Source organism: Streptomyces mesophilus, from assembly GCF_011044995.1.
GTDB lineage: Bacteria > Actinomycetota > Actinomycetes > Streptomycetales > Streptomycetaceae > Streptomyces > Streptomyces mesophilus.
In genome coordinates, this window is sequence record NZ_JAAKZW010000011.1 from 54,581 (window position 1) to 74,886 (window position 20,306).

General features: G+C 67.1%; 21 protein-coding genes and 3 pseudogenes. 9 read left to right on the forward strand and 15 right to left on the reverse strand.

What is annotated here, in order from left to right:
• Window positions 1-51 precede the first annotated feature (51 nt).
• Window positions 52-585 (reverse strand): hypothetical protein, encoded by a 534-nt coding sequence (locus G6045_RS06050; protein ID WP_165330757.1) that lies wholly within the window; start codon window positions 583-585, stop codon window positions 52-54.
• 112 nt (window positions 586-697) lie between these two features.
• Between G6045_RS06050 and G6045_RS06055 the strand changes: the two genes are divergently transcribed.
• The 5 genes from G6045_RS06055 (at window position 698) to G6045_RS41230 (ending at window position 4,503) form a co-directional block, all read left to right on the forward strand.
• Entirely contained in the window at window positions 698-1,195 is a 498-nt protein-coding gene (locus G6045_RS06055) for a hypothetical protein (RefSeq protein WP_165330758.1), read from the forward strand.
• A 5-nt stretch (window positions 1,196-1,200) separates the two neighbouring features.
• Window positions 1,201-1,611, forward strand: coding sequence for a DUF5958 family protein (locus tag G6045_RS06060; protein WP_165330759.1), 411 nt, complete (start codon window positions 1,201-1,203; stop codon window positions 1,609-1,611).
• 100 nt (window positions 1,612-1,711) lie between these two features.
• Window positions 1,712-2,158: a DUF4265 domain-containing protein gene (locus G6045_RS06065; protein ID WP_165330777.1), complete on the forward strand. Its 447-nt coding sequence runs from the start codon at window positions 1,712-1,714 to the stop codon at window positions 2,156-2,158.
• Window positions 2,159-3,093: 935 nt separating this feature from the next.
• Window positions 3,094-3,279, forward strand: a complete 186-nt coding sequence (locus G6045_RS06070) for a hypothetical protein (RefSeq protein ID WP_165330760.1) — start codon at window positions 3,094-3,096, stop codon at window positions 3,277-3,279.
• A gap of 48 nt (window positions 3,280-3,327) precedes the next feature.
• Window positions 3,328-4,503 carry a hypothetical protein gene (locus G6045_RS41230; RefSeq protein ID WP_235967588.1) on the forward strand — a complete coding sequence of 392 codons (1,176 nt, stop codon included), beginning with the start codon at window positions 3,328-3,330 and terminating at the stop codon, window positions 4,501-4,503.
• A gap of 250 nt (window positions 4,504-4,753) precedes the next feature.
• Here the strand turns inward: G6045_RS41230 and G6045_RS06080 are convergent, their stop codons facing one another.
• The 3 genes and pseudogenes from G6045_RS06080 to G6045_RS06090 form a co-directional block, all read right to left on the reverse strand.
• Window positions 4,754-5,758, reverse strand: coding sequence for a threonine/serine dehydratase (locus G6045_RS06080; protein ID WP_165330761.1), 1,005 nt, complete (start codon window positions 5,756-5,758; stop codon window positions 4,754-4,756).
• A gap of 571 nt (window positions 5,759-6,329) precedes the next feature.
• On the reverse strand, window positions 6,330-7,514 hold the full coding sequence (locus tag G6045_RS06085; protein ID WP_165330762.1) for a bifunctional class I SAM-dependent methyltransferase/NUDIX hydrolase: 1,185 nt from the start codon (window positions 7,512-7,514) through the stop codon (window positions 6,330-6,332).
• Between the two features lie 71 nt (window positions 7,515-7,585).
• A pseudogene (locus tag G6045_RS06090) lies at window positions 7,586-7,927 on the reverse strand (ATP-binding cassette domain-containing protein); the annotation flags it as partial.
• A 139-nt stretch (window positions 7,928-8,066) separates the two neighbouring features.
• Between G6045_RS06090 and G6045_RS06095 the strand changes: the two are divergent.
• Entirely contained in the window at window positions 8,067-8,840 is a 774-nt protein-coding gene (locus G6045_RS06095) for a glycosyltransferase family 2 protein (protein ID WP_165330763.1), read from the forward strand.
• 91 nt (window positions 8,841-8,931) lie between these two features.
• Here G6045_RS06095 and G6045_RS06100 read toward each other — a convergent pair whose 3' ends face one another.
• Both G6045_RS06100 and G6045_RS06105 read right to left on the reverse strand, forming a co-directional pair.
• On the reverse strand, window positions 8,932-9,492 hold the full coding sequence (locus G6045_RS06100) for a GNAT family N-acetyltransferase (protein WP_328707665.1): 561 nt from the start codon (window positions 9,490-9,492) through the stop codon (window positions 8,932-8,934).
• A gap of 66 nt (window positions 9,493-9,558) precedes the next feature.
• Window positions 9,559-10,374 carry a protein kinase family protein gene (locus G6045_RS06105; protein WP_165330764.1) on the reverse strand — a complete coding sequence of 272 codons (816 nt, stop codon included), beginning with the start codon at window positions 10,372-10,374 and terminating at the stop codon, window positions 9,559-9,561.
• Window positions 10,375-10,625: 251 nt separating this feature from the next.
• On the opposite strand from G6045_RS06105, the gene G6045_RS06110 reads away from it, so the two are divergent.
• Entirely contained in the window at window positions 10,626-11,666 is a 1,041-nt protein-coding gene (locus G6045_RS06110; RefSeq protein ID WP_328707666.1) for a phosphotransferase, read from the forward strand.
• 103 nt (window positions 11,667-11,769) lie between these two features.
• Here the strand turns inward: G6045_RS06110 and G6045_RS06115 are convergent, their stop codons facing one another.
• From G6045_RS06115 to G6045_RS06140, 6 genes are all read right to left on the reverse strand, one after another.
• Window positions 11,770-12,237, reverse strand: a complete 468-nt coding sequence (locus G6045_RS06115; RefSeq protein WP_165330765.1) for an NUDIX hydrolase — start codon at window positions 12,235-12,237, stop codon at window positions 11,770-11,772.
• Window positions 12,206-13,048, reverse strand: a complete 843-nt coding sequence (locus G6045_RS06120) for an STM4013/SEN3800 family hydrolase (RefSeq protein ID WP_165330766.1) — start codon at window positions 13,046-13,048, stop codon at window positions 12,206-12,208. The genes G6045_RS06115 and G6045_RS06120 overlap by 32 nt, the downstream gene beginning before the upstream one ends.
• 16 nt (window positions 13,049-13,064) lie before the next feature.
• Complete coding sequence (locus G6045_RS06125; RefSeq protein WP_165330767.1) at window positions 13,065-13,541, reverse strand: hypothetical protein; 477 nt, start codon at window positions 13,539-13,541, stop codon at window positions 13,065-13,067.
• Window positions 13,534-14,172, reverse strand: a complete 639-nt coding sequence (locus tag G6045_RS06130) for a dTMP kinase (protein WP_328707667.1) — start codon at window positions 14,170-14,172, stop codon at window positions 13,534-13,536. The genes G6045_RS06125 and G6045_RS06130 overlap by 8 nt, the downstream gene beginning before the upstream one ends.
• Window positions 14,169-15,194, reverse strand: a complete 1,026-nt coding sequence (locus tag G6045_RS06135) for a radical SAM protein (protein ID WP_165330768.1) — start codon at window positions 15,192-15,194, stop codon at window positions 14,169-14,171. Before G6045_RS06135 ends, G6045_RS06130 begins: the two co-directional genes overlap by 4 nt.
• 82 nt (window positions 15,195-15,276) lie before the next feature.
• Window positions 15,277-15,639 carry a hypothetical protein gene (locus G6045_RS06140; protein ID WP_165330769.1) on the reverse strand — a complete coding sequence of 121 codons (363 nt, stop codon included), beginning with the start codon at window positions 15,637-15,639 and terminating at the stop codon, window positions 15,277-15,279.
• A 119-nt stretch (window positions 15,640-15,758) separates the two neighbouring features.
• Between G6045_RS06140 and G6045_RS06145 the strand changes: the two genes are divergently transcribed.
• The gene (locus G6045_RS06145; protein ID WP_165330770.1) at window positions 15,759-17,099 is read left to right on the forward strand and encodes a hypothetical protein; all 1,341 of its coding nucleotides are present in this window, start codon (window positions 15,759-15,761) and stop codon (window positions 17,097-17,099) included.
• A gap of 216 nt (window positions 17,100-17,315) precedes the next feature.
• On the opposite strand, the gene G6045_RS41235 is transcribed toward G6045_RS06145, so the two are convergent.
• The 3 genes and pseudogenes from G6045_RS41235 to G6045_RS06155 all read right to left on the reverse strand — a co-directional run.
• Entirely contained in the window at window positions 17,316-17,531 is a 216-nt protein-coding gene (locus G6045_RS41235) for a DUF6207 family protein (protein WP_235967590.1), read from the reverse strand.
• A gap of 304 nt (window positions 17,532-17,835) precedes the next feature.
• Window positions 17,836-18,929 (reverse strand): annotated as a pseudogene (locus G6045_RS06150) (protein kinase family protein).
• A gap of 102 nt (window positions 18,930-19,031) precedes the next feature.
• A pseudogene (locus G6045_RS06155) lies at window positions 19,032-19,304 on the reverse strand (ATP-binding protein); the annotation flags it as partial.
• Window positions 19,305-19,342: 38 nt separating this feature from the next.
• On the opposite strand from G6045_RS06155, the gene G6045_RS06160 reads away from it, so the two are divergent.
• Entirely contained in the window at window positions 19,343-19,933 is a 591-nt protein-coding gene (locus G6045_RS06160) for a class I SAM-dependent methyltransferase (RefSeq protein ID WP_328707670.1), read from the forward strand.
• The last annotated feature ends 373 nt before the right edge of the window (window positions 19,934-20,306 follow it).

Below are 20,306 nucleotides of genomic sequence, written 5' to 3' on the forward strand. Positions count from 1 at the left end.
CGTCCCGTTACCTCGAGCAGTGCACGCATCTCCCCGTTCGACTGAGGACCTTTACCAGTGCGCTTGGTGATCGCTCCCCAAGTGGAGGTCCGCCGATTCGGCGGGTGAGCCGGGGTGGGTTGTCAGTCGGCGGGCTTCGGCGATGACCTCTCGGTCGATCTCCGACTCTGTGGTGTCGCTGTAATCGAGCGTGTCGTATTCGTCATCGAGCAGGGCAAGCCGTTGGGTGAGTGGCAGCTCGTGCCCAAAGCGGCTGTGAATCCGGACGGTGAGCTCTGACGGGGTCATCTCGCCGGCCAGTAGGCGTCGTGCCAGTGCTCGTGCGGCGGCTTCCTGGGCGGCAAGGCCGTCGACGGGGTGCAGGACGAGACCGAGTTCGTCGAGAGCTGGTGGGAGCAGGTCGTTCACGTCGTAGTCGGCTTCGTTGCGGGTGCAGGCGGCGAGGATGCGCAGTGCGGGGCTGTCGAGTCCGGCGACGAGTGCGTCGCACGCGGCGCTGACCACATCGGCGGCGGGGATTTCCCCGATGCGCCACAGTGCGGCTTGGTCCTGCAGGGCGAGGGCTGCTGATTCGGTCGGCGTCACGTGCTCATGGTCGTTGTGCCGACGGAGCAGGTCGAGCGGATTTCTGGATCTCAAGTGGCGATGGTCTGATTTCCCCTTGTCCTGCGTCCGGAAGGTGGAGACGCTGTGCCCCATGACGGTGATGAGCGGGGCGCTGAGCTGTACGACCTTGGAGGTGCTCTTTCCCGGCGCCGAGGCGGCCGACCGCGAGCGGCTGCTCCGCGCCGCCGCAGCCGTAGATGCCGCCTGCATCTCGGGGCAGCCAGTGTGGCAGTGGTTTCCTGGCCACCCTGTGTTCCCTGGAGCGGACGGCCCAGGTGTTTCGGAGATCTTGCTCGCAGAGATTCCGTTGTACGACGCGGACAGCGACTGGCTGGGCCTCGAGTTCACTGTGGAGTGGACCAAGGACGGCGAGTTGAATGCCTGCGTGGCCGTGGGGGTGCAGTGTCTGTGCGAGGCGAACCACGGTACGCACTACGTCGATACCCTCAACGTTCCCGTGGGCGGGGAGACTCCGCTGGGCGACGCCTTCGAAGCGGCGGCCGCCCAGCTGATCGGTTGGCTCGCAGGAGCCCATGATCCCGAATGGTGGCGTAATCAGGCGCCCCTACCGTCGCCAGTGGTGGAGTGAGGGTGATGAATGAGCATGCCGTGCTGCTCAATGAACTCGCGCAGGGGCTGCGGCCGATGGCGCAGGGCATCGACTGGTTCGAGAACCTGAGCGAAGACATGCAGGCCGCAGCACTGCGGGACCTCTACCAGTTCTGCATTCAGGCCCGCGCCACCAAGGAAGACGGTCCGGCGAGCATCCGCCGCGCCGGCATTCGCCCGACCCACACGCCCGCAGTCTTGATCACACGTGGGCGGATCGACGAACAGCTGGCAAAGATCGCCAGCCTTGCTCCACAGCACGAGCGCATCAAAGCGTTCCGGCTGTTGGTCGCCCTACTCGCTGTGGCGGACGGGCGTCGGCGAGAACGCTTCTGCAGCCATGGCTGCAGTCACAGTTGGCATCACCTGGACACTGGACCGGACGCCACGGCGTGATCACTGGTACGCAGGCACCCGCCACAAGAACGCCCAGGGCGATGAGGATGATGGTGCCTTGACGAGCGTGACTGATAACCATGTGAAGGTCCACTTCCGAATGGACGTGGACGAGGATGGCTGGCCGCCGGCGAGCGTGGAGAGCCTATGGGCGGTCGATCTCGGCGACGGAACCGTGCGGCTGGACAACACCCCGTGGTTCGTCCGCGGCGTCGCCAGCGACGACATCATCCAAATAGAGACAGACGATGAAGGCGTCCGGTGGGCTGGGGAGACGGTTCAGTCCTCGCAGAACTGCACGATCCGGCTGATCGTTCTCAAGGATGGTGGCTCGGCCGCTGCCCGTCAGAGCGTGCTGGAGATCTTTCACCGCCTCGGTACGACCGGTGAGGGGATCGAGCAGTTCCGGATGGTAGCTCTCGATGTCCCACCGGAAGCTGACTTGCACAAGATTCGCAAGCTCTTGGAGCACGGCGAAGCACAGGGGTGGTGGCACTGGGAGGAAGGGTGCGTCACTGCCGCCTGGAGGGCCACGGCCAGCACGTGAACATCGGCGCCAGGACAACGCTCCAACCGGCCCTGCGGGCACATGCCATGCCCCGCGCTCACTCAGCGGACACGGATGGGGCCGGAGTCGTCGGCCTTGATATCACCCTCGATCAGATCCGCGACCGCCTGCCGGTTCACGCCAAGCGAGATCCGCAACCTTGCGCAGGCTCAGCCCCCCGCTCCCTCATGACATCGACCAATCTCCGGGCCAGGTGCTGGACGGCCGCACCACCGGTGTCCGCGAGTTGAGCGTGGGGCCAGGTTTCCGGGTCTGGGGCAAGCTCGGACGGCGGCGTTCTACGGTTCATGCCTCCGACCATGCGGATGCACACCATTCCGTGAAGATCAGGTTCAACCCCCTTCACTGGCTGCTTGAGCAGCCACTCGGATGAGTCTGTGACGTTGAGACCGAAGACTCCAGCCGCATCCGCGACTACCGTCCCCAACTCCCACCAGAGCGATGCGCGCCGGTCGCGCCGACCGAGCGCGGGCGACGGTAGCGGCCGCCGCACCGGCCACCTGCTACAAGCCAAGGCGCCTGTTGGGCGCTTGGCCGTCTGGGCCGAGCGGAGCTGCCTGCCGCGCGATCCTGGAACGTGGCTGCGCACCGAGACGATCAACTCGTTCATCCTGTCTGGCTGCACCGGCCTTGAGGGCTCCTCGGTGCAGACCTGCAGAACCTGGCTGCGCCGGACGCACGAGGCGCTGGCGTGGGTGCAGCGCGGCGAGGCCCCCGCCGGCACATCTCCTCGCCCCGCACGCCGCACCCACCTGACAAAGACGGCGAGTTGGCCCGATGCGGGACTGGACAGGGCACCTGCCCGGACCGGCATGTCTGGACGGGCTCGCGTTGATGGCACTCGGTGCGGGTTGCGGGCTCGCCCCCGGCGAGATGGGCCGCATCCGCGGCCATCACATCGAGACCACGGTCGGGTGCCGGTACTCGATGAGCCCAACCATGCCCTGCTGTCGATGCGCGGCTTCTCATCGACGGAGAAAATCAGGACGGCGCTGAAGCGTAACCAGTTCCCCTCGCTGCTCGTCAGGATGCTCGCGCCACACGTGCCGCTGCGTCAACTGCCAGTTGTCAGTGGGATGTTGCACCATAGTGAGCAGTGACCGCCACCGGTGGGGAGGCGGCCTGTTCCCGGGTCGAGGAGCAGCTGCGTGCATAACAACTTGATCTACCTCACCGATGGTCGAGGCAAGGTCGATGCCGCCGAGATGACCGACGACGAGTGGGAACGCCTCGTCGAGGACAACTGCAACTCCGTCCGTCGCGCTCTGGTGAAGTGCGCCTGGTGCTGGGAGGAGAGCCGTGTCACTCACTGGATGAAGACCTACACTCGTGGCGGCCGCATCGTCTCCCACCAGTCCGGCGAAAGCGCCGACCATCCGTATCAGGAACTGGAAAGCGACGAGCACAAAGCCTATTGCGACCGCGTCGCACGTGTTGGCTCGAGCGAAGGGTTCACCGCGAAGCGGGAGAAGGTCGGCGGCCTGACTCGCTCCGACGTCCTCCTGGTGGGCGATCGGAGCGTCTCCTACGAGATGCAGCATTCGCCGTTCAAGGCCAAGTACAGGCCGCAGTTGCGCACCCGGCGGGCGCTGGCCGCGAAGCGAGACGCCGTGGCATGGCACACGGACAGCGACAGCATCTCGCGTGGAGCGAAGGTAGCGATGCTCCGCTCCGACATCGCCACCCTCCCCCAGATCGAGAACCCCCGGTACGAACTCCGCATCCTCGGTGGCTACCGGAAGGTCTTCGAGTGGACCTGCACCGCACGTGAAGGACACCGCTGCCCCAAAGGCCGGTTCGCCGGCTGCGGCGCTGCCCACGCCGGAGCCGAACCCACCGCCATCACCCTCGACGACTTCATCCGCAAGGCCCCGGCCGGTCTGGCCTTCCCGGTCTGGCCACTCGACCGGCAGGGGTTTTGGACCACGCCCGGGGGCCATCAGATTTGGACGCACCACTACGGCGCCGGAGCGAAAGCCGGTCGCGCGACGTCTCGGCTGCCACTGAAGCAGGATGGCCAAGGGCACTCCATACGTATCGCCGCGTGGGATCACGAGTACACCGCGGACGCCTGCGCCGCCTCGTTGGCGGAGGCGGACACTCACCTGTTGTCCTTGCGGAGCCTGGCTGTTGCGGCGCACGCGCGCCTTTCGGGGCTGGCCGGCGAGGCGTACGCGGTTCAGTGGCGGGCCTGGCGCACAGCGGCCGAGAACTTCCAGTCGGCACTTACTGTGTACGCCGCACGCGAGGATGTGAGCGCCCTGCGGGCCGAGGTAGAGCGGCGGGTGAAGTCCGCTGTCCCTTACCCAAAGTCCGGCTCCTGACGGCCAGCACTGCGCGACGGGCTGACTCGAGATGCCTGCAGCAGGTGCTTCAGCGGTTGTGCGGCTTGTGGTCGTCGAGGAACGCGGCCAACACCTCGTCCGACGCCTGCCGCACCCCATGGTGACGGGACGACGGGCAAGGCGGAAGAAAACGACGCTGCCACCGGGTCGCAGCCTGGCGCGCAGGGCGCGCAGGCTCTGATGCGCCCGGTCGTCTCCCGGGTGTCCTTGTCGGCCATGGTCTTGGGCGTCATGACAGCGGGCGGGGGGTGAGGGTGGTGGGGTCGGTGTTGGCGCCGCACAGGACCACCACGACGTTCTCCTCGCACTGCGGCACGTAGGCCCCGGGGGCGATGAGCCCCGCGAGCGCGGTGGCGGCCCCGTACTCGACGGCCACGCGTCGGTGGTCCCACAAGGCTTGGCGGGCCGCGATGATCTGTTCGTCCTGGACAAGGATGCTGTGCACGCCGTCCTGTTGGGCCGCGTGCAGGGCCATGGTTGAGGTGCGGCGGGCGCCGAGGGAGTCGGCGGCGATCGAGTCGACGGGCACGTCCACGACGTGTCCGGCCTCGATGGCGGCGTTCAGGGCGCGGCAGTTCTCCGGCTCGACGGCCACGACCCGTACGCCGTGGTGCTGGGCTGCGGTTGCGATTCCGGTGAACAGGCCGCCGCCGCCGACCGCGACGACGATGGTGTCGACCTGCGGAAGCTGCTGGTGGATCTCCTCCATCAGGGTGCCCGCACCGGCCGCGATCAAGGGGTGGTCGTAGGCGTGGGAGGCGAGCGCACCCGACGACCGGGCAAAGTCGGCGCAGGCTTCGGCGGCTTCGGCGTATTCGCCGCCGACGAGCTGGACGTCGGCGCCGTAGGCACGGAGTCTGTCGACTTTCACCGGCGGGGCGGTGGTGGGCAGGAACACCGTCGCGGCCACGCCCTGTTGGGCGGCGGCCCAGGCGCAGGCCAGCCCGGCATTTCCGCCCGACGCGATGGTGACACCTGCGGCGGGCAGGGTGCCGGCCTCTTTATGGGCCTGGATGAAGTTCTGTGCGCCGCGCGCCTTGAAGGAGCCGGTGTGCTGCATGAACTCCATCGCAGCCCACACACGGCACGGCGTGGGGGCTTGGTCGTCGAGCGGGTCGCGGAGTGCGGTGCGGATCGCCCCGGGGTCAAGCGGGGCGAGGGTGATGGGGCGGATGTGCCCGTTCACGCGGTCGGTAGCGGCCTTGATATCGCCATAGGCGACGGGGCTGTTCACGAGAGAGTGCTTCCGTTCCTGTTGGTGAGGAGTAGTAGATGTATCGGCCAGTTGATCGTCCCGCCGGGGTTCAGCCGTGCTTTCGCGGGAGGGTGGGGATCGTCCTCTTGGCGCGCTTGGACTGGTCCCCGCCGCCGAGATACCGGTTGTCGATCGTCTCTTCGCCGTCGGTGCCCTGGACTTCGGCGAAGGAGCACCGGCCAGCCTTGCAGTAGACCTCTGGATCTTCGGGATGCCCTCGACCTCGGCCGCGACCACCCACGTGTAGGAGCGGTCCGGCACCTCGGACTCGGCGGTCTCCTACTCAGGCGCGGGTGCCGTCTCGAGCCAGAGGAAACCGGTCTTCCTGCAGGCACGACCGTTCAACTACGGGTGCCAGGGCACTATTGCCGTCCCTATCCGTTCCCCCCTCCCCCGAATCGCTACGCGGGTTGACGTACAGCGCAACACCCTTCGCTCATCGAACGTCAACGGTTGAGTTGCCTGTCACCTGTACTCCCGTGCGGTGCAGGAGGGGCCGCCGGACCCAACCAGGATCATGCTTGGTCCTTGGTGCAAGCGCGTACGAGCGTCAGTCGCGCCGGAAGGGGCTGTAGTGCGCCGACGGGGCGTCGATAGGCACGTCAGGGCGCCATGCGGCAAGGATCTGCCCGCTGCATTCGAACAGGTCTTGCTGAGGCAGGTTGTCGAGTGGCCACCACTGCCAGTCGCCTACGCTCTCACCAGGCTGATCATGCGGTTCGCCCTCCCATCGGTTGATGAGCGCCCCCACAGTGACTCTCGGGACGCCTGCGACGTGGTCGACCAAGGTTCCCAGGAGCGTGACGTCCTGCGGGTCGGCGATGAGACCGCATTCCTCTGCGAGTTCGCGTACAGCCGTTTCCTCGAGCGATTCGCCACCCTCCAGGGACCCACCGGGGAGCTCGAACGTGCCGAGCTTGTGCCGACCCAGGAGTAGCCCCTTCTCGCCATACACGATGGCGCCGACCCCGACGGCTGCGTGGGGGGCGAGTGGCTCCGCGGTCCGAGGCCGACAAACCGTTCGCCGCGCGCTGCTCCCCCGCCGGCGGGCACGGATGAAGGTCACAGCCACAAGATTGTCCGCCTCGGGCGCGTGGAGGACATCGCACTGCTCGACTCGGAAGCCGTAGTGGGAGAGCAGGTCCTGCCAGAGCTGCGGGGTGAGCGCCCAAGCCTTACTCGCAATGGGCTGCTCGCCATTGACCAAGATGGCCTCCGGACGGGGTGTCACGGTGGGCGTCGGGCCCTGCCCATGGAGATTCGTGTGGAGGGCAGAAAACACGAGCAGCGAGCCATCGCGCAGGCTGTCTCGCAGTGCGGGCAGCACGTGGTGCGGGTCGATGCAGGCGAAGGTCCAAATCGCGTAGGCCGCGTCGTAGGGTTCGGCGGTGCGCAAGTGATCCACGACGTCGGCGTTGACGAACCGTACGCTGGGCTCGTTGGTGAAGTGCTCGACCGCGCGCTGATGTTGCGTGGGTGACAGCTCGATGGCGTCCACGAGGGCGCCATGGTCGCGTGCCAGGTGCACGGCGTGGTGCCCTGGCCCTGAGCCAATATCAAGGACGCGCCTGCCGCGGATGGGCCCGAGCGCTTCGGTGCCTGGGCCGACACCGGCCCAAAACCCCCATTGCAGCTGCTCGGGCACCTTCGGCATGTACGCGCGATCGAGCTGCATCTGCCCGTACCGGGTCCAGATTTCTCGCGCCGTGGGGAGGTCGGCGAAGCCATCGGCCATGGGTGCCTCGATTCTGTTCGGAGCCATCGGCCACCGGCCCCGCCGAGCGGCGGGACCGGCGAAGGGATTGCTTAGCGTTCGTGGGACAAAGCGAGCAGTTCGGCGTACACGCCGCCGCCGTGGACCTGGTCGTCGTAGGTGCCTTGTTCGGTGATGCGGCCGTCCTCCATCACGATGATCCGGTCGGTGACCTTCGTGTTCTCCAGGCGGTGCGTGACGACAATCGTCATGCGGTCGGCGGCGATGCGGCGCACCTATTCAAAGACGGCGTGCTCACCACGCCTGTCCAGCTGAGACGTCGGCTCATCCAGGATCACCAAGGGGGTACGCCTGTACAGGGCTCGACCACAGGCCAGGCGTTGCCACTGGCCTCCGGACAACTCGGCGCCGCCGAAGAACTCACGCGCGAGCAGGATGTTGGGCGCCGTGTTGGCCGGGCGAACCGGGGTGACAGCCGTCGCCGAACGTGCTCACCGATCCCGAGACGAGCGCCGGCACGCAACTGCGATGTTTGAATGGACTGTCGTTCTTGGTCTGGCAAGGAGAAGCGCTGTGCCCCTGGTGTCGGTCGTGATGCCCGTGTATAACTCGGCAGCCACCCTCGGCTCGGCTGTCCGGTCGGTGCTCACGCAGACCCACAGCGACCTGGAGCTGCTGGTCACCGATGACCAGTCCTCCGACGGCTCGATGGACCTGCTGCGCGCATTCGCCGAGCAGGACGAGCGCATCCTGCCGCAGTCGGCGCCTGAGCGGGGCGGTGCGGGCCGGGCCCGCAACCTGGCGATCGAGCGGGCCCGCGGAGACTACGTCGCGTTCCTCGACAGTGACGACATGTGGCTTCCCGAGAAGACCGAGAAGCAGCTCGCCTTCGCCGCGCAGGCCACCGCGCCTTTGACGTTCACCTCGTACTTCAAGATGGACGCCGACTATCCCGGTGAGAGCACCGACTGGATCCCGAACGGACGGGTGGTCCGGGCGCGCGAGCATGTGGACTACCGCGCGATGCTGCGCCGGGACTACATCGGCGCTCTGACCGCCATGTACGACCGCAAGGTCCTCGGCACTCGGCTGATGCCCGAGATGCGCAAGCGCCAGGACTACGCCCTATGGCTGTCGATCATGCGGGACGGCGCGGACGCCCGCGGCCTGGCCGAGCCGCTCGCGGTGTACCGGGCCCACCAGGCGGGATCGCTGTCATCCAACAAGCTGTCCCTGGTGCAGTACAACTGGTCCCTGTACCGCGAGCACGAGCATCTGTCGGTCCCGCGGTCGACGCGGGCGCTGGCCGGCGCCGTATGGCAGTCGCTGCGCAACTCGCGCATCTGAATCCACTCTCCGCCCGTCGGCAAGCCCAGCGCGCGGATCTGTGGTTCGTCCTTCTGGTGTGTTCCAACCCACCCGGAGTCGTTGGCTTGCCTCACAACGACGCGGGCTCTGGATCCGTTGCCAGGCGGGCATGGAGTTCCACGTCTACGCGGACACCGTCGTATTCGAGCTTCTGTCGTTGGTGTCCTTCCACTGCGAAACCAGCGGCGCGAGCAACTCCGCATGAGGCGGGATTGTTGACCCGGTGCCCAAGCTCCAGCCGGAAGAGGTCCGCATCGTCGAAAGCCCAGCGGGCCACAGCATGGCAGGCACGGGAGGCTATGCCCTGGCCCCGGGCCGCTGCCGTTGTCCAATAGGACACCCATCCAACGGCATGACGCCGATCCACTGGGCCAAGACGCACCTGGCCGAGAACGAGGCCGCCGTCATCGACGACGGCGAAGGAATAGGCATGGTCCGCGGCCCAATGCTCAGCCCGGGCCGTGATCCACTGCTCGGCGGCCTGGACAGAATCAACCGGTTCGACGGACTGGCCACGCATGAGCGGATCCGCAAACGCGTCCATAACTGCGTGGGCGTCCTCGGCCATCCATCTGCGCAGCACCAGGCCAGAGGAGGTTTCTATTCGATCGCGCACGACGCGAGTCTTCACCAGCTGTCCTCGCCTGTCACGTCTGTTTCCCCATAGTCGACAACCCGGCCAGGGAACCGGGTCGTCTCAGGGATACGAACCAGGGAGCTGGCGCCAGTAGGTGAGCCAGTCGTGAGCGTGACGGGCCATGCTCTTCTTCCACGGCTGGGGGTCGCTGCGGGCGATTTCGTCCCACAGGCGGGCGTTGGCGCCGGAGAATGCGGCGACGTCGTCGTGTGGCGCGGTCTGCCATGAGGGGATCTGGCGTGCGCATTGGTCGGCGCTGTGTGCGGAGTGGCCGGCGTCCATGAGGCGGAGTGCGAGGACGGCGGGGTCGATCCAGGCGGCGCCGAGGGTGGGCCATGCCCAGTCGATGATGTGGGCGCGGCCGGTGATCAGGATGTTGTCCGGCGCGTAGTCCGTGTGGAGCAGGGTGTCGCCGGCGAGTTGGTGGACGCCTGCGGGGCCTGCGTAGCTCGACCATCGTTGCTCGGCCCGCTTGATGGGCAGGTTGGGGCATCGTGTGCGCTGAAGCTCGGTGAGTGCGTCGGTGACGAGCGGCAGGTCGGGCGAGCCGGGGGCGTAGTCGGCGTGCCGGCCTTCGATGCGCTCGTACCCGAGCAGGTCCCACCCGGCGGTTTGGACGCGCCACAGTATCCGCGGGGAGGCTGCGGGGAGGTGCGGGTTGATCGCGGCCTCTAATTCCTGGTGGCGGGCCTGGGGGTGGTCGGTGGGGATGCCCTTGACGAAGAGCAGCGCATCGGCGGTGCGGACGGTGGCGGCAATGCCGCTGTTCATTCCGGCGCTGGCCGTGGTTGCTTCGAGTACGGGGCCGGTGTGCTGCTCGACGGCGGCGCGGGTCTCGGCGGGGAGATCCTGCCATTGGGCGCGGGGCACAGGCATGGCGTTGGTTCCTCGGCTAAATGACGGGCCGCCCCGACCCTACGGGGATCGAGGCGGCCGTATTTTCGTTGGCTTCGTGTGCCTGCTGCTGGCAGTCGTGGCACTACTCGGGTAGATCCGGGCCAGCCATCACGCCACGCTCGCGTCACGGATCGAGGCGAGATGCCTGGTTCCGGTCTGTGAGCTGCGATGTCCGATCGACATCAGCGAAGGATGTTTTGTACTGGCTTGGGAGGCGTAGTCTCCGGCGGGTGACCAATCTCGCTGGAGCGAACGAAGCAGGCTCCGGATCGCTGACCCAGGACCTCATCGCGGTTGTCGACGCCTTCGATCTGGGCGAGGTCACTGAGGCGCCCCAGTATCTGGCGGACGGCCTGATGAACCGAAACTGGCGCATCAGCACCAAGCGAGGCGCCTTCGCGGTCAAGCAGATCCTGGATGTGCCGCTCGACGCGGCCCGCCGCAATCTGGGCACCTTGTCCGGCCTGGCCGCCAACGACATCCCGGTGTGCACCCCGATGATCAGTACCAGCGGTGACACCGTGGCAGAGATCGAAGACCGCGGCTACTGCGTCATCGAGTGGGTCGACGGCGTCCACGTGCGAGGCCGAGACCTGAGGCTGGACCAAGCTTCCGGCCTCGGCGTACGGCTCGGCCACATCCATCAAGCGCTGGCCGCGAGCCCTCCTGCCCCGGTGCCCGCCGCCCCACCGACGGCGGAGGTCACCCCCGCCGCGCAGGCAGCACAGAAGGCCGATGGATACCTGACCACGATCGCCGCGCTCGACGCCCAAACGTCGTTCGACATGTCGGTTGCCGAGCTCCTCGAGCAGCGCAAGCAGCTCCTGGCCCAGCACGCCGACGACTACCCGCTCAGTGAGGTTCCCGCCGGCCCGTACGGTTGGACGCACGGCGACTTCCAGTACCGCAACGTTCTGTGGCGTGACGGTCAGGTCGCCGCTGTGCTCGACTGGGACCGGCTTCGGGTTCGCCCATACGCCGAGGAAGTCGCCCGGACTGCGCAGGTGCAGTTCGGGGTCGACGGCCGCTTTGACTTGGAGCGGGTGCAGGCGTTCGTGGCCGGCTACCGCACGGTGATCGACCTGCCTGCCGAAGCTCTGGACGACGGCGTACGCAGGCTGTGGTGGAAGCGGCTGACGGACTTCTGGCAGCTGAGCTTCCACTACAAGCGCGGCGATCACGGCTGCGATGGCCTGTTCCTCGACGACGAGGCGCTACTGCACTGGTGGACCGCACGCCTGGACCAGGTCCAGGCCGCTATGCGGGGATAACACCAGCAGCCGCCAACTCCGGCAAGCGCGGGCCCACGAACCGCAGCGCATCAGTCGTGCATCGCTTCTGGGGTCTCGCTGCACGGCGCCTCCCTGTTGGCGTCTACGCGGTGATGCGGCGCGCTGCCTCCTGATGGAAGAGGTCGCGCTCGGCGAGCATGAGGGCCAGTGGCCCGGCAGGGAGCAGGAAGCGGCCATCGGCGGCAGCGGCGACGGCGTCGGCCATCGGCCACCAGGAGAGCTTGAAGTCCAGCTCGGTTTCGGTGAGGGACTGCGGGCCGAGGGTGAGGTCTTGGGCTTCGAAGAGGTGGACGCGGGCGGTGGAGCCGAGCGTGATCGCGAAGTGGCCGAGGGAGCGCCACCGGGTGGCGGTGACGCCGGCCTCTTCGGCGAGTTCGCGACGTGCGCACTGCTCAGAGGTTTCGCCGGGCTCGAAGCGGCCGCCGGGCAGGAACAGGAACTCGCCGCCGTGGGCGGGGAAGTTGGCTTCGAGGATGGCGACGAGGTTGTTGCTGTCGCGGGCGACGACGATGGCGGCGTCAGGGCTGTGCGGGGTGTGGGGCTCGCTCATGTGCGGCGAGCGTAGCGGGCTGAGCGAGCCATGCGGCGTAGGGAACGTTGATGACCTTGGGGTGGGCGATGCCGCGGCCGTGGTAGCCGTTCTCCCCGAAGGCGTCGCCGTGGTCGGCGCACAGGATCACCAACCACGGTGTGGTACGGGTTAGTTCGGTGATCAGCCGAGCGAGGTGGGCGTCTGCGTACGCGAGGGCTGCACGCTGTGAGGCGTGGGTGTCGGTGCTGTCGCCCGTGTAGTGGCAGTGGGGTACGTGGGTGGCTGAGACGTTGACGAACAGGAACAGCGGACCCGTGGCGTGCTGTTCGGCGACGGTCAGCGCGTGGTCGACCTGGTGCCGGGTGGAGTCGGCTTCGGGCGAGCAGAACTCGGGGCGCCAGTGGTCCTCGTCGAACATGTCCGGCAGCACCGAGCCGAGCGGGGTCTCGCGGGAGAAGTAGGTGACGCCCCCGACGCACGCAGTGCGGTAGCCGTGCTGGCCGAGGCCCGCGAGAAGGCTAGGTGCGTCGAAGACGAATGTCTCGGGGCCCACGGTCTTGAACGCCGGGGGCTTGCACTCCCACAGGCGCGGCGGCTGCTCTGGGGTGGGGAGCTTCGGCAGGAACCCCGAGAAGAACGCCATGTGCGCGGGAAGGGTGAAGGTGCCGGGCGTGTGGCGCCGCTCCCACCTGCCGTCGGGCAGGAGCGCGCCGAGGCCCGGTGTCTGGCCCTTGGCCAGGGCGGTGTGGGCGGTGTCGTACCTCAGCGAATCGAGGGTGACGAACAAGATGTTGGTGCCGCTGCGGATGATGCCGGCTGCGTCGATCATCACGGGCTCCCTGGGGCTAGGGGTGGGGTTGGATGCGGCCTTTGGACGAGGTGTTGACGGGGATCGGTACGCGGTCCTCGGCGATCATGCGGCGGATGGCGAGGAGTCCGGCGTCCTCGTCCAGGGGCTTACCGTCCGGGCCGAACAGGGCGATCACGACGTGCGGGCCGCAGGTCTGCTCGGCGGTGCGGATGCGTAGGCCGGGTGCGCCGGCTTCGCGCACGGCGTCCAGGAACACCAGCTCGTCGGTGTGCCCGAGGTCGTGGACCGTGCAGGCGTAGTGCTGGGCGTTGGTGGCGCCCTGGCACGCCTTCTGATGAAACAGACGGCTGACCTGGTGCCCGTCGTGGGCCACGTAGAGGTGGTGGGTGCGGGCGGTGACGACGAGGCAGGCGGCCATCCACCAGGCGACGCTCTCGTGGATGTCGCCCGGGTAGCTGCCTTGGGCGGCGTGGTCGTAGATCACAGCTTCGGCATGGATGGGGTTAAGCACGGGTGCGCTCCATGTGGGTGCAGATGGCATCGGCGAGTTCAGTCGGGCTCATCGAGTCGGTGTTCAGGACGGTTGCCGTGGGGTCGCTGTCGGCCACCTGTCGGAAGTTCTCGGTGAGTTGTTTCAGTCGGCCGGGCACGTCGAACAGGTCGGTGTCGTCCTGCTTGGTGTCGGTCTTGGACCGCAGGCGCTCGCGCAGCACGGCCGCCGAGCAGTGCAGATAGAACGTGTGGTCCGGGGTGGCGAGGGAGGGCCGGAACGGATCGATCAGGTGGGCCACGTCGGCGGGGTCCAGGCCGTGGGCGGCGGCGTGGCAGGCGGTGACCGAGGAGACGTACCGGTCGGCGATCACAGGGCCGATCGGCCGGCAAGCTCGTATTCGGTCGGAGACGTGCAGCAGCCCGGAGAGGTAAAACGCGAACTGCGGCAGCGCGTTGAACTGGCGGTTGGCGGTGTCGGACCATCCGGTGTGCGGGTCGGCGAGCGTGTGTAGCCGCGAGCCGTCCAGGCGCCGGGCAAGCAGGGCGGCAAGCGTCGACTTACCGATGCCGGAGACGCCTTCCAAGACAATGAACGGGCCCTGCGGGCCGTCGTATTCGATCGGCTCGTACGGGGTGGGAAGGGTGCTCACAGAGTCCCCTCGGTGAAGGCGGTCACGTGCTCGGCGACCGCGGCCGCGAGCTGGTCCGGCTTACTCAGCAGGTTGTTGACGTTCAGGCGGAGGTCCTCGCGCAGCAGGCACGGTTGGATGCCGCCGGCGTGGTCAACGCGCAGGGCCCAGAACCCCTCGACGCACTTCGTACGGAGCGGGCACGGCCCACACTGCCCGACGTGGTGGCGGCCGAGGTCGCGATGGATGACGTCGACCTCCACCCCGTCGATACGGAACACGCGCCGCCCCTGACCGACGCCGGCGATCTCCACGTGCTCCTCGCTGGTGAGGGTGCGCAGATACGCCACGAGGTCATCGGCGGGGAGAGCGGAGGAGGCGCGGTCGGTGTTGAAGTCGGTGCCGACGAGCTCGATGAACTGGATCGGCAGCCGCCGGGCGAGGGCGTAGTCGAGTATGGGCCGGATCTCGTGCGCATTCTCCTGCTGCAGCAGGCAGTTGAGCTCGACACGCTCGAACATCTCCTGCGCCGCGTCGATGCCGTCCAGGACCGTGGAGACGGGCAGCCGGGTCCCGGCGATCGCGGTGAACGTGGCGTCGGAGAAGTAGTGCAGCGAGACCTTGATCTTGTCCAGCGGTGCGTGGTTGAGCCAGGCGCGGTTGTGCCGCACGCGGGTGCCGTTGGTGATCAGGGTGTACGAGCCGTCGACGCCGGCGGGGGCCAGGCCGGTGAGGACGTCGCGGGCGAGCGGCGAGGTGAGTGGTTCACCGCCGGTGAAGTAGACCCGCTTCAGCCCGGACTCCCGAAGCGTGTTGATCACGGTCAGGAAGTCCTCGGCCCGATACGTCCGAGGCCGATGATGCAGGGTGCGGTCTGCGCGAGTCAGCCGGGGCGGGGTGTCTGCCTCGTTGTGGCAGAACCAGCAGCCGATGTTGCACACCGGCGTCAACGAGACGCGGAGCTGCCCGCGCAGGGCGGCGAAGTTCTGCAGCGCGGTCCAGTCAGTCTGCCGGGCAGCGTCTGCGGCAAGGTGGCGAGTCATCGCGTCCTCCTCGTCGAGGAATATGGGCCCCGCCCCGCCGGCTCGACCGGTCCAGGGGATGCGAGCCGACGGGGCAGGGTGATCAGCGGCGGCGGCAGAGAACGGCGAACGTACGAGTGACGCGTGCGAGGCCCCGCAGGTGTTCATAGGCCTGGGCGTCCGTGAGCTCCTCGAAGTTCTGGTGCAAATCGAGGAGCCGGTACGCCTCCCGGTAGAGGCCGCGTGCATCCGGATTGCTCTCCGCCAGGCCCTCGCGGACGAGGAGGTTAAGAGCGCCCCTCACCCGGAGCAGGTGCCGGTCGACGGCCGCCCGGTTAGGGACGTCGAAGCGGATCTGCAGCGCCCACGCGGTGTCGGCGTCGATCTGATCCACGTCGATCGGCCGCGTATCGGCCCCAGGTCGGTCGGAAGTCGCTCTGCGGTGTTCCTGGTCCACGGTGCTCACCGAACTGGTCCCCTCGTTGGCCTGATTGCTTACGAAGAGGTAACCGTCGGGGGGCTGTTGGCGGGTAGCGTTAAAAGCAGGTCGGAGTATGAAAGCCATGAACGCTGTCGGGAGTTCCAATGGCGAACCGCTCGCGCACACCCAACGCCGGGCTCAAGAGCCTTCTTGAGCAGGCAAATTGGTCCGAGACTCAGCTAGCTCAGCAAGTGAATCGGCTCGGCCAGGAAGCCGGCATGACGCTGGCTTACGGGCAGTCGTCTGTAGCGCACTGGATCCGTGGCACGCAGCCAAGGGAGCAGGTCAGGGCGCTAATTCTGGCCGCATTCGAGCGGAAGCTCCGCCGCCCTGTCACGCACGCCGAGGCTGGCCTTGTGGCGCCCCAGGCCGCGGACGGGGGTGACACTGTCGAGGAACTGATCGACCTCACAAGGGCGGACATGGACCCAACTCGCCGCAAGGTGGTGGCCGCCGGACTGTTCTCGGCGGCCCTGGTGGTGCCCCTCTTCGAGAGCCTCACAGCCCACGCAGGCGAACCCGTCTCCCCAGGCAAGAAGACCGTACGCATCGGCGAGGCACAGGTGCGCGCCGTAAGAACGATGACCGACCGGATCGCCGACATCCTCGACGAACTCGGAGCCGGCCATGCCCGCCCCATGGCGGCCGCATTCCTCACCAACACGGTTGGCCCGTGGCTAAGGGCTGAGGCCACCGAGCCCGTGCGTAAGAGCATGCTCGCCGCGGCATCCGATCTCGTGTACCTCACGGGCTGGATGGCCATGTACGAGAAGGCCCATGGACTGGGCCAGACGTACTACACCAAGGCCCTGCGCTTGGCGGCCGACGCCGAAGACCACGTGACGTACTGCCGCACGCTGCGCGGGATGAGCCTTCAGGCCTCGAACCTGCGGCACGCCCCGCTCGCTCTCGAACTGGCCGACTCTGCTGCTGAGGCAGCGCCATCCGCCGGCCCCCGCCTGGTCGCGTTCCTACGCGGCCAACAGGCCCACGCTGAGGCAATGGTGGGCAACAAGACGCAGGCCTTTCACAGGCTCCGGGAGACCGAGGAAGCCCTGTCGAAGGCGGACAACCGGCGCGACGCGATCGGCGGGTACGACCAGACGGCATACCTGTTCCACGTCTCCCACGTACTGAACGAGACCGGGGACATGCCAGGGAGCATCAAGGCACTGAAGGACTCGATCCGCGTGCAGCAGCCGCACGAACGACAGGGCCGCGTGCATTCGTACGCGGTGCTCGCACAAAGGCAGTTCGCCTACGGGCACTTGGACGCCGCATGCCGCTCATGGGGCCGGTTCCTCGACGAGTACGAGCACGTAAGCAGCGCCCGCGGAGACGAGCACTTCGCCACCATGCGCACCCGGCTCCGGCCTCACTCCAAGGTGCGCTCAGTGCGGGAGCTTGCCGTCCGGGCTCGCGAAGTAGAGGTCCTGAAGGGTTGAGTACGAAGAAGCCCTCTTGGCAGGTGTCGGGTCCACCAGGAGGGCTCCACTCGGCACGGTAGCGGCTGCCTGCCATTAATTCGAGACTTCCCGCCGGTACATGCTGGCTCATGCACCGGGCCAAGGTTTCCCGCTCCCGTGGCTGACGCATCAGGCCACAATTCCGCGTGTGTGCAACTGGCCGCGAGGGCCAAGCCTGCGCCCGAGGCCGCAGAGCTACAGCAAACCCTCCTCATCCTCGGCCCTTCGCCTGATGTCTGCGTATGCGTTCACGCGCACCCCGGGCTCACCGGGGACACGCCACACCTTGCTCGCGCCGCTACTCGCCCACAACTGACTGATCTCCGAGATCGCGCGCTTGGCAGTGGCCTCGGTGCCAGCAACGACCTCGACGACGACAAGGCCAGGCTCGCTGATGTGCTGTTCGTTCATGCAAGCCGGGACGACTGGTCCGAGCTCGAAGTTGCACGGAGCGGCATGAGTTCACCCTATGGAGGATGAAACTCCCTTCGTTGCATGGGACTTGCGTCAGGGAGGAACCGCGGCGCTGCAACGACCGCGTCATTTTGTGCGTCTCCAGGATCAACCGCCGAGATGTTGCTTTTGAGGCTGGCTGCGTAGGTCTCCGTGGGCAGCGTTTGTCGTCGAGTTTGGGCAGCACTCGATGACCTCAGAACGCAGAAATATCGATGAGATTGAGCAACGTCTCTCCCAGGGTGGAGCAGGCGACTGCGGCTTAGCGTCGTTGGACGTCTGAGAGCTGGGGGTCGGCGAGGCAGGCTTGCTCGATGTCGGCGGACGGGAACGGTGTTCGCTTGTTCTGCGTGAGGAAGCGGCGGTAGAAGTCGTCCAGGATGGCGGCGGACCGGGCGTGTAGGTCGATGATCGCGGCGATCTCGGGCTGGACGCCGTCGGGCCTTCGGCCCTCGATCCAGCCTCGTAGGAAGGCTTCATGATCCGTGTTGCCGCGAATGTCGTCGGGCAGGTGATGGCGAAGCAGGTGGTGGGCGGTGTGGCAGCGATCGTATGCGCGGTGCTTGGAGAGGAAGTCGGTCTCGTCCGCTGAGAGCTCGAAGCCAGAGTGGAGGGCCAGACCAAAGTCGGCGAAGTAGATCCGATGGCCGTCGGTGAGGATGTTGTCGAAATGGGCGTCGAAGTGAACGAGCCCGCGCGCGCTCATGAATGCGGTCCCGCGCGCCAAGGCCGCGTCCACCCAGGAGTAGAGGGAACCGTCGCTGTTCGCAGCCGTGGCGGCTCTTCGCTGGTCCTTGAGCCACGAGGCGAGCGTCTGCGGCAGATACTCCAGGAAAAGGACCAGGCTGGACGAGGACTGGCTGATGGCCTCCAACCGCCGGCGCACAGCCGGTGATGCGTCCCAGTGCGTGACGGCCCCGTCGATGCCTCCGAGCTCGTCGGCGAAGCCCTTGGGAGGCGAATCGGGCAGGATGCGCCAGTGATGCATCAGCGGAAAACCGGAGTATGCATCGGTGCGGACCCAGTTGGTGGTCATGGTGTGCACGGCCAGTTCACGCCATGCTCCGAATCCGGCGGAGCCAGCCCCGTATTGGTAGAACAGCGGCAGTCCGAAGATATTGCTGTCGATCGCGCATGCTGCCGCTGCAACTCGATGTCCGTCAGCGGGACTCGCTTGACGAAGACCGGGGTTCCGGCGATATCCAGCTTCGCGGACCTGCCCCCGATGCCGGACCCGAGCGGGGTGGCGCCGGCCACGATGTCGGTGAGCCGTTGGTCGCTCAGCAGGGACAGATGCGTGCTGACTGCCCCATGGGCAGCCATGCGGTCGGCGTGCCGCGACTCAGGCTGGTTCATCGGCGACTCCCTTGGTCTGCCCTGCACCAAGGCGAGAGCGATCTCGTAAAGGTGATCGACTCTATCCGTCGCAGCCAGTCAGTGGTGGGTGCTCAATCGTGGTCAGCTATCGGGTTTCTGCTCGGCCCGTGCCTTGGTGTGGGCAAGTCGGTAGGACTCGGTTCCGGTGTCGATGATGTTGCCGCCGAAGGTGAGCCGGTCGACGATCGCTGCGCAGAGACGGGGGTCGGTGAAGGTCTTGGTCCAGCCGCCGAAGCTTTCGTTGGAGGCGATGGCCAGGCTGTTCTTCTCCTCGCGTTCGGTCAGCACCTGGAAGAGCAGCTCGGCGCCGCGGCGGTCGAGTTCCGTGTAGCCGAGTTCGTCGATGCAGAGGAGCCGCCTGGCTGGCGAAGGACGGATACGCGGTCGACCTGATCGACCCCGTCGAGCGTCACATCACGACTGCCCGAGCCGCCGGGCTGAATGCCGAGCTCGGCGATGCACGCCGACTCGCCGCCCCGGACGCCTCGTACGACGTGGTGCTGCTGTTCGGCCCCCTCTACCACCTGCTGGAGCGCGGGGAGCGGGACCAGGCGCTCACCGAAGCGAAGCGCGTCCTCAAACCGGGCGGCCTGCTCGCCGCGGCCGGGGTGAACCGGTACGCCTCTCTCTTCGAGCACACGTCGTACCAGCACCTGCACACCGAACGGATGCTGCACTCGATCAGCACGATCCTCGAGCGCCACTTTCACGACGGCCAGAAGGCGTTCACCAAGATGTACTTCCACCGCGGCGAGCAGCTGCTGCAGGAGGTCGCGGAGGCGGGGTTCGAACGCACCGCCGTGTTCGGGATCGAGGGCCCAACGTGGGCCATGCTCAAGGCGGTCGAGCAACACACGAAGGAGCCGTTGGACATCGAGTCAGGCCTGTTCCAGTCGGCTCCGACCGCGGCGCGGCTCGCCGAACCGTACCCCGAGCTCCTCGCCGCTTCCTCGCACCTCCTCACGGTGGGACACAGGCCGTAGCACCAGTGGTCGGGCACCGCGGCGGGAAGGTCGCAACGCGGACGTCGCCCTCCGTATTGCCGACTTTGCCAGCTCGACGAAGGCACGCGTGTGCGCCGATATCCGCCACTGATCGGAGACACTCGCCATCCGCTCGCCCGGTCCGCCTTCGCCTCGGCGCGGGTGGCTCATGCGTACGGTCCGCCGCCTGATGGTGTGCGGACCGCTCGGCGTCGAGGACGTCTAGATGAGTAGTTCCGATGTGGCTCAGTGGTCCCTACCTTGTTGATCGGGATGAGCGAGCCATTCGTAGGGTTGGCTCAACCGGGGGTGTCGGGTGTGGCTTTCAGTGGTCTGCCGTCCGTGGCTTCCAACGATTCGCCGCCCGACACCC

Bases quoted from the DNA above. Each gene is read 5' to 3' on its own strand.
- G6045_RS06055 (WP_165330758.1), top strand. From the start codon at position 698: ATGACGGTGATGAGCGGGGCGCTGAGCTGTACGACCTTGGAGGTGCTC.
- G6045_RS06060 (WP_165330759.1), top strand. From the start codon at position 1,201: ATGAATGAGCATGCCGTGCTGCTCAATGAACTCGCGCAGGGGCTGCGG.
- G6045_RS06065 (WP_165330777.1), top strand. From the start codon at position 1,712: ATGGACGTGGACGAGGATGGCTGGCCGCCGGCGAGCGTGGAGAGCCTA.
- G6045_RS06085 (WP_165330762.1), bottom strand. From the start codon at position 7,514: ATGGCCGATGGCTTCGCCGACCTCCCCACGGCGCGAGAAATCTGGACC.
- G6045_RS06105 (WP_165330764.1), bottom strand. From the start codon at position 10,374: ATGCCTGTGCCCCGCGCCCAATGGCAGGATCTCCCCGCCGAGACCCGC.
- G6045_RS06115 (WP_165330765.1), bottom strand. From the start codon at position 12,237: ATGAGCGAGCCCCACACCCCGCACAGCCCTGACGCCGCCATCGTCGTC.
- G6045_RS06120 (WP_165330766.1), bottom strand. From the start codon at position 13,048: ATGATCGACGCAGCCGGCATCATCCGCAGCGGCACCAACATCTTGTTC.
- G6045_RS06135 (WP_165330768.1), bottom strand. From the start codon at position 15,194: ATGACTCGCCACCTTGCCGCAGACGCTGCCCGGCAGACTGACTGGACC.
- G6045_RS06145 (WP_165330770.1), top strand. From the start codon at position 15,759: ATGGCGAACCGCTCGCGCACACCCAACGCCGGGCTCAAGAGCCTTCTT.
- G6045_RS41235 (WP_235967590.1), bottom strand. From the start codon at position 17,531: ATGAACGAACAGCACATCAGCGAGCCTGGCCTTGTCGTCGTCGAGGTC.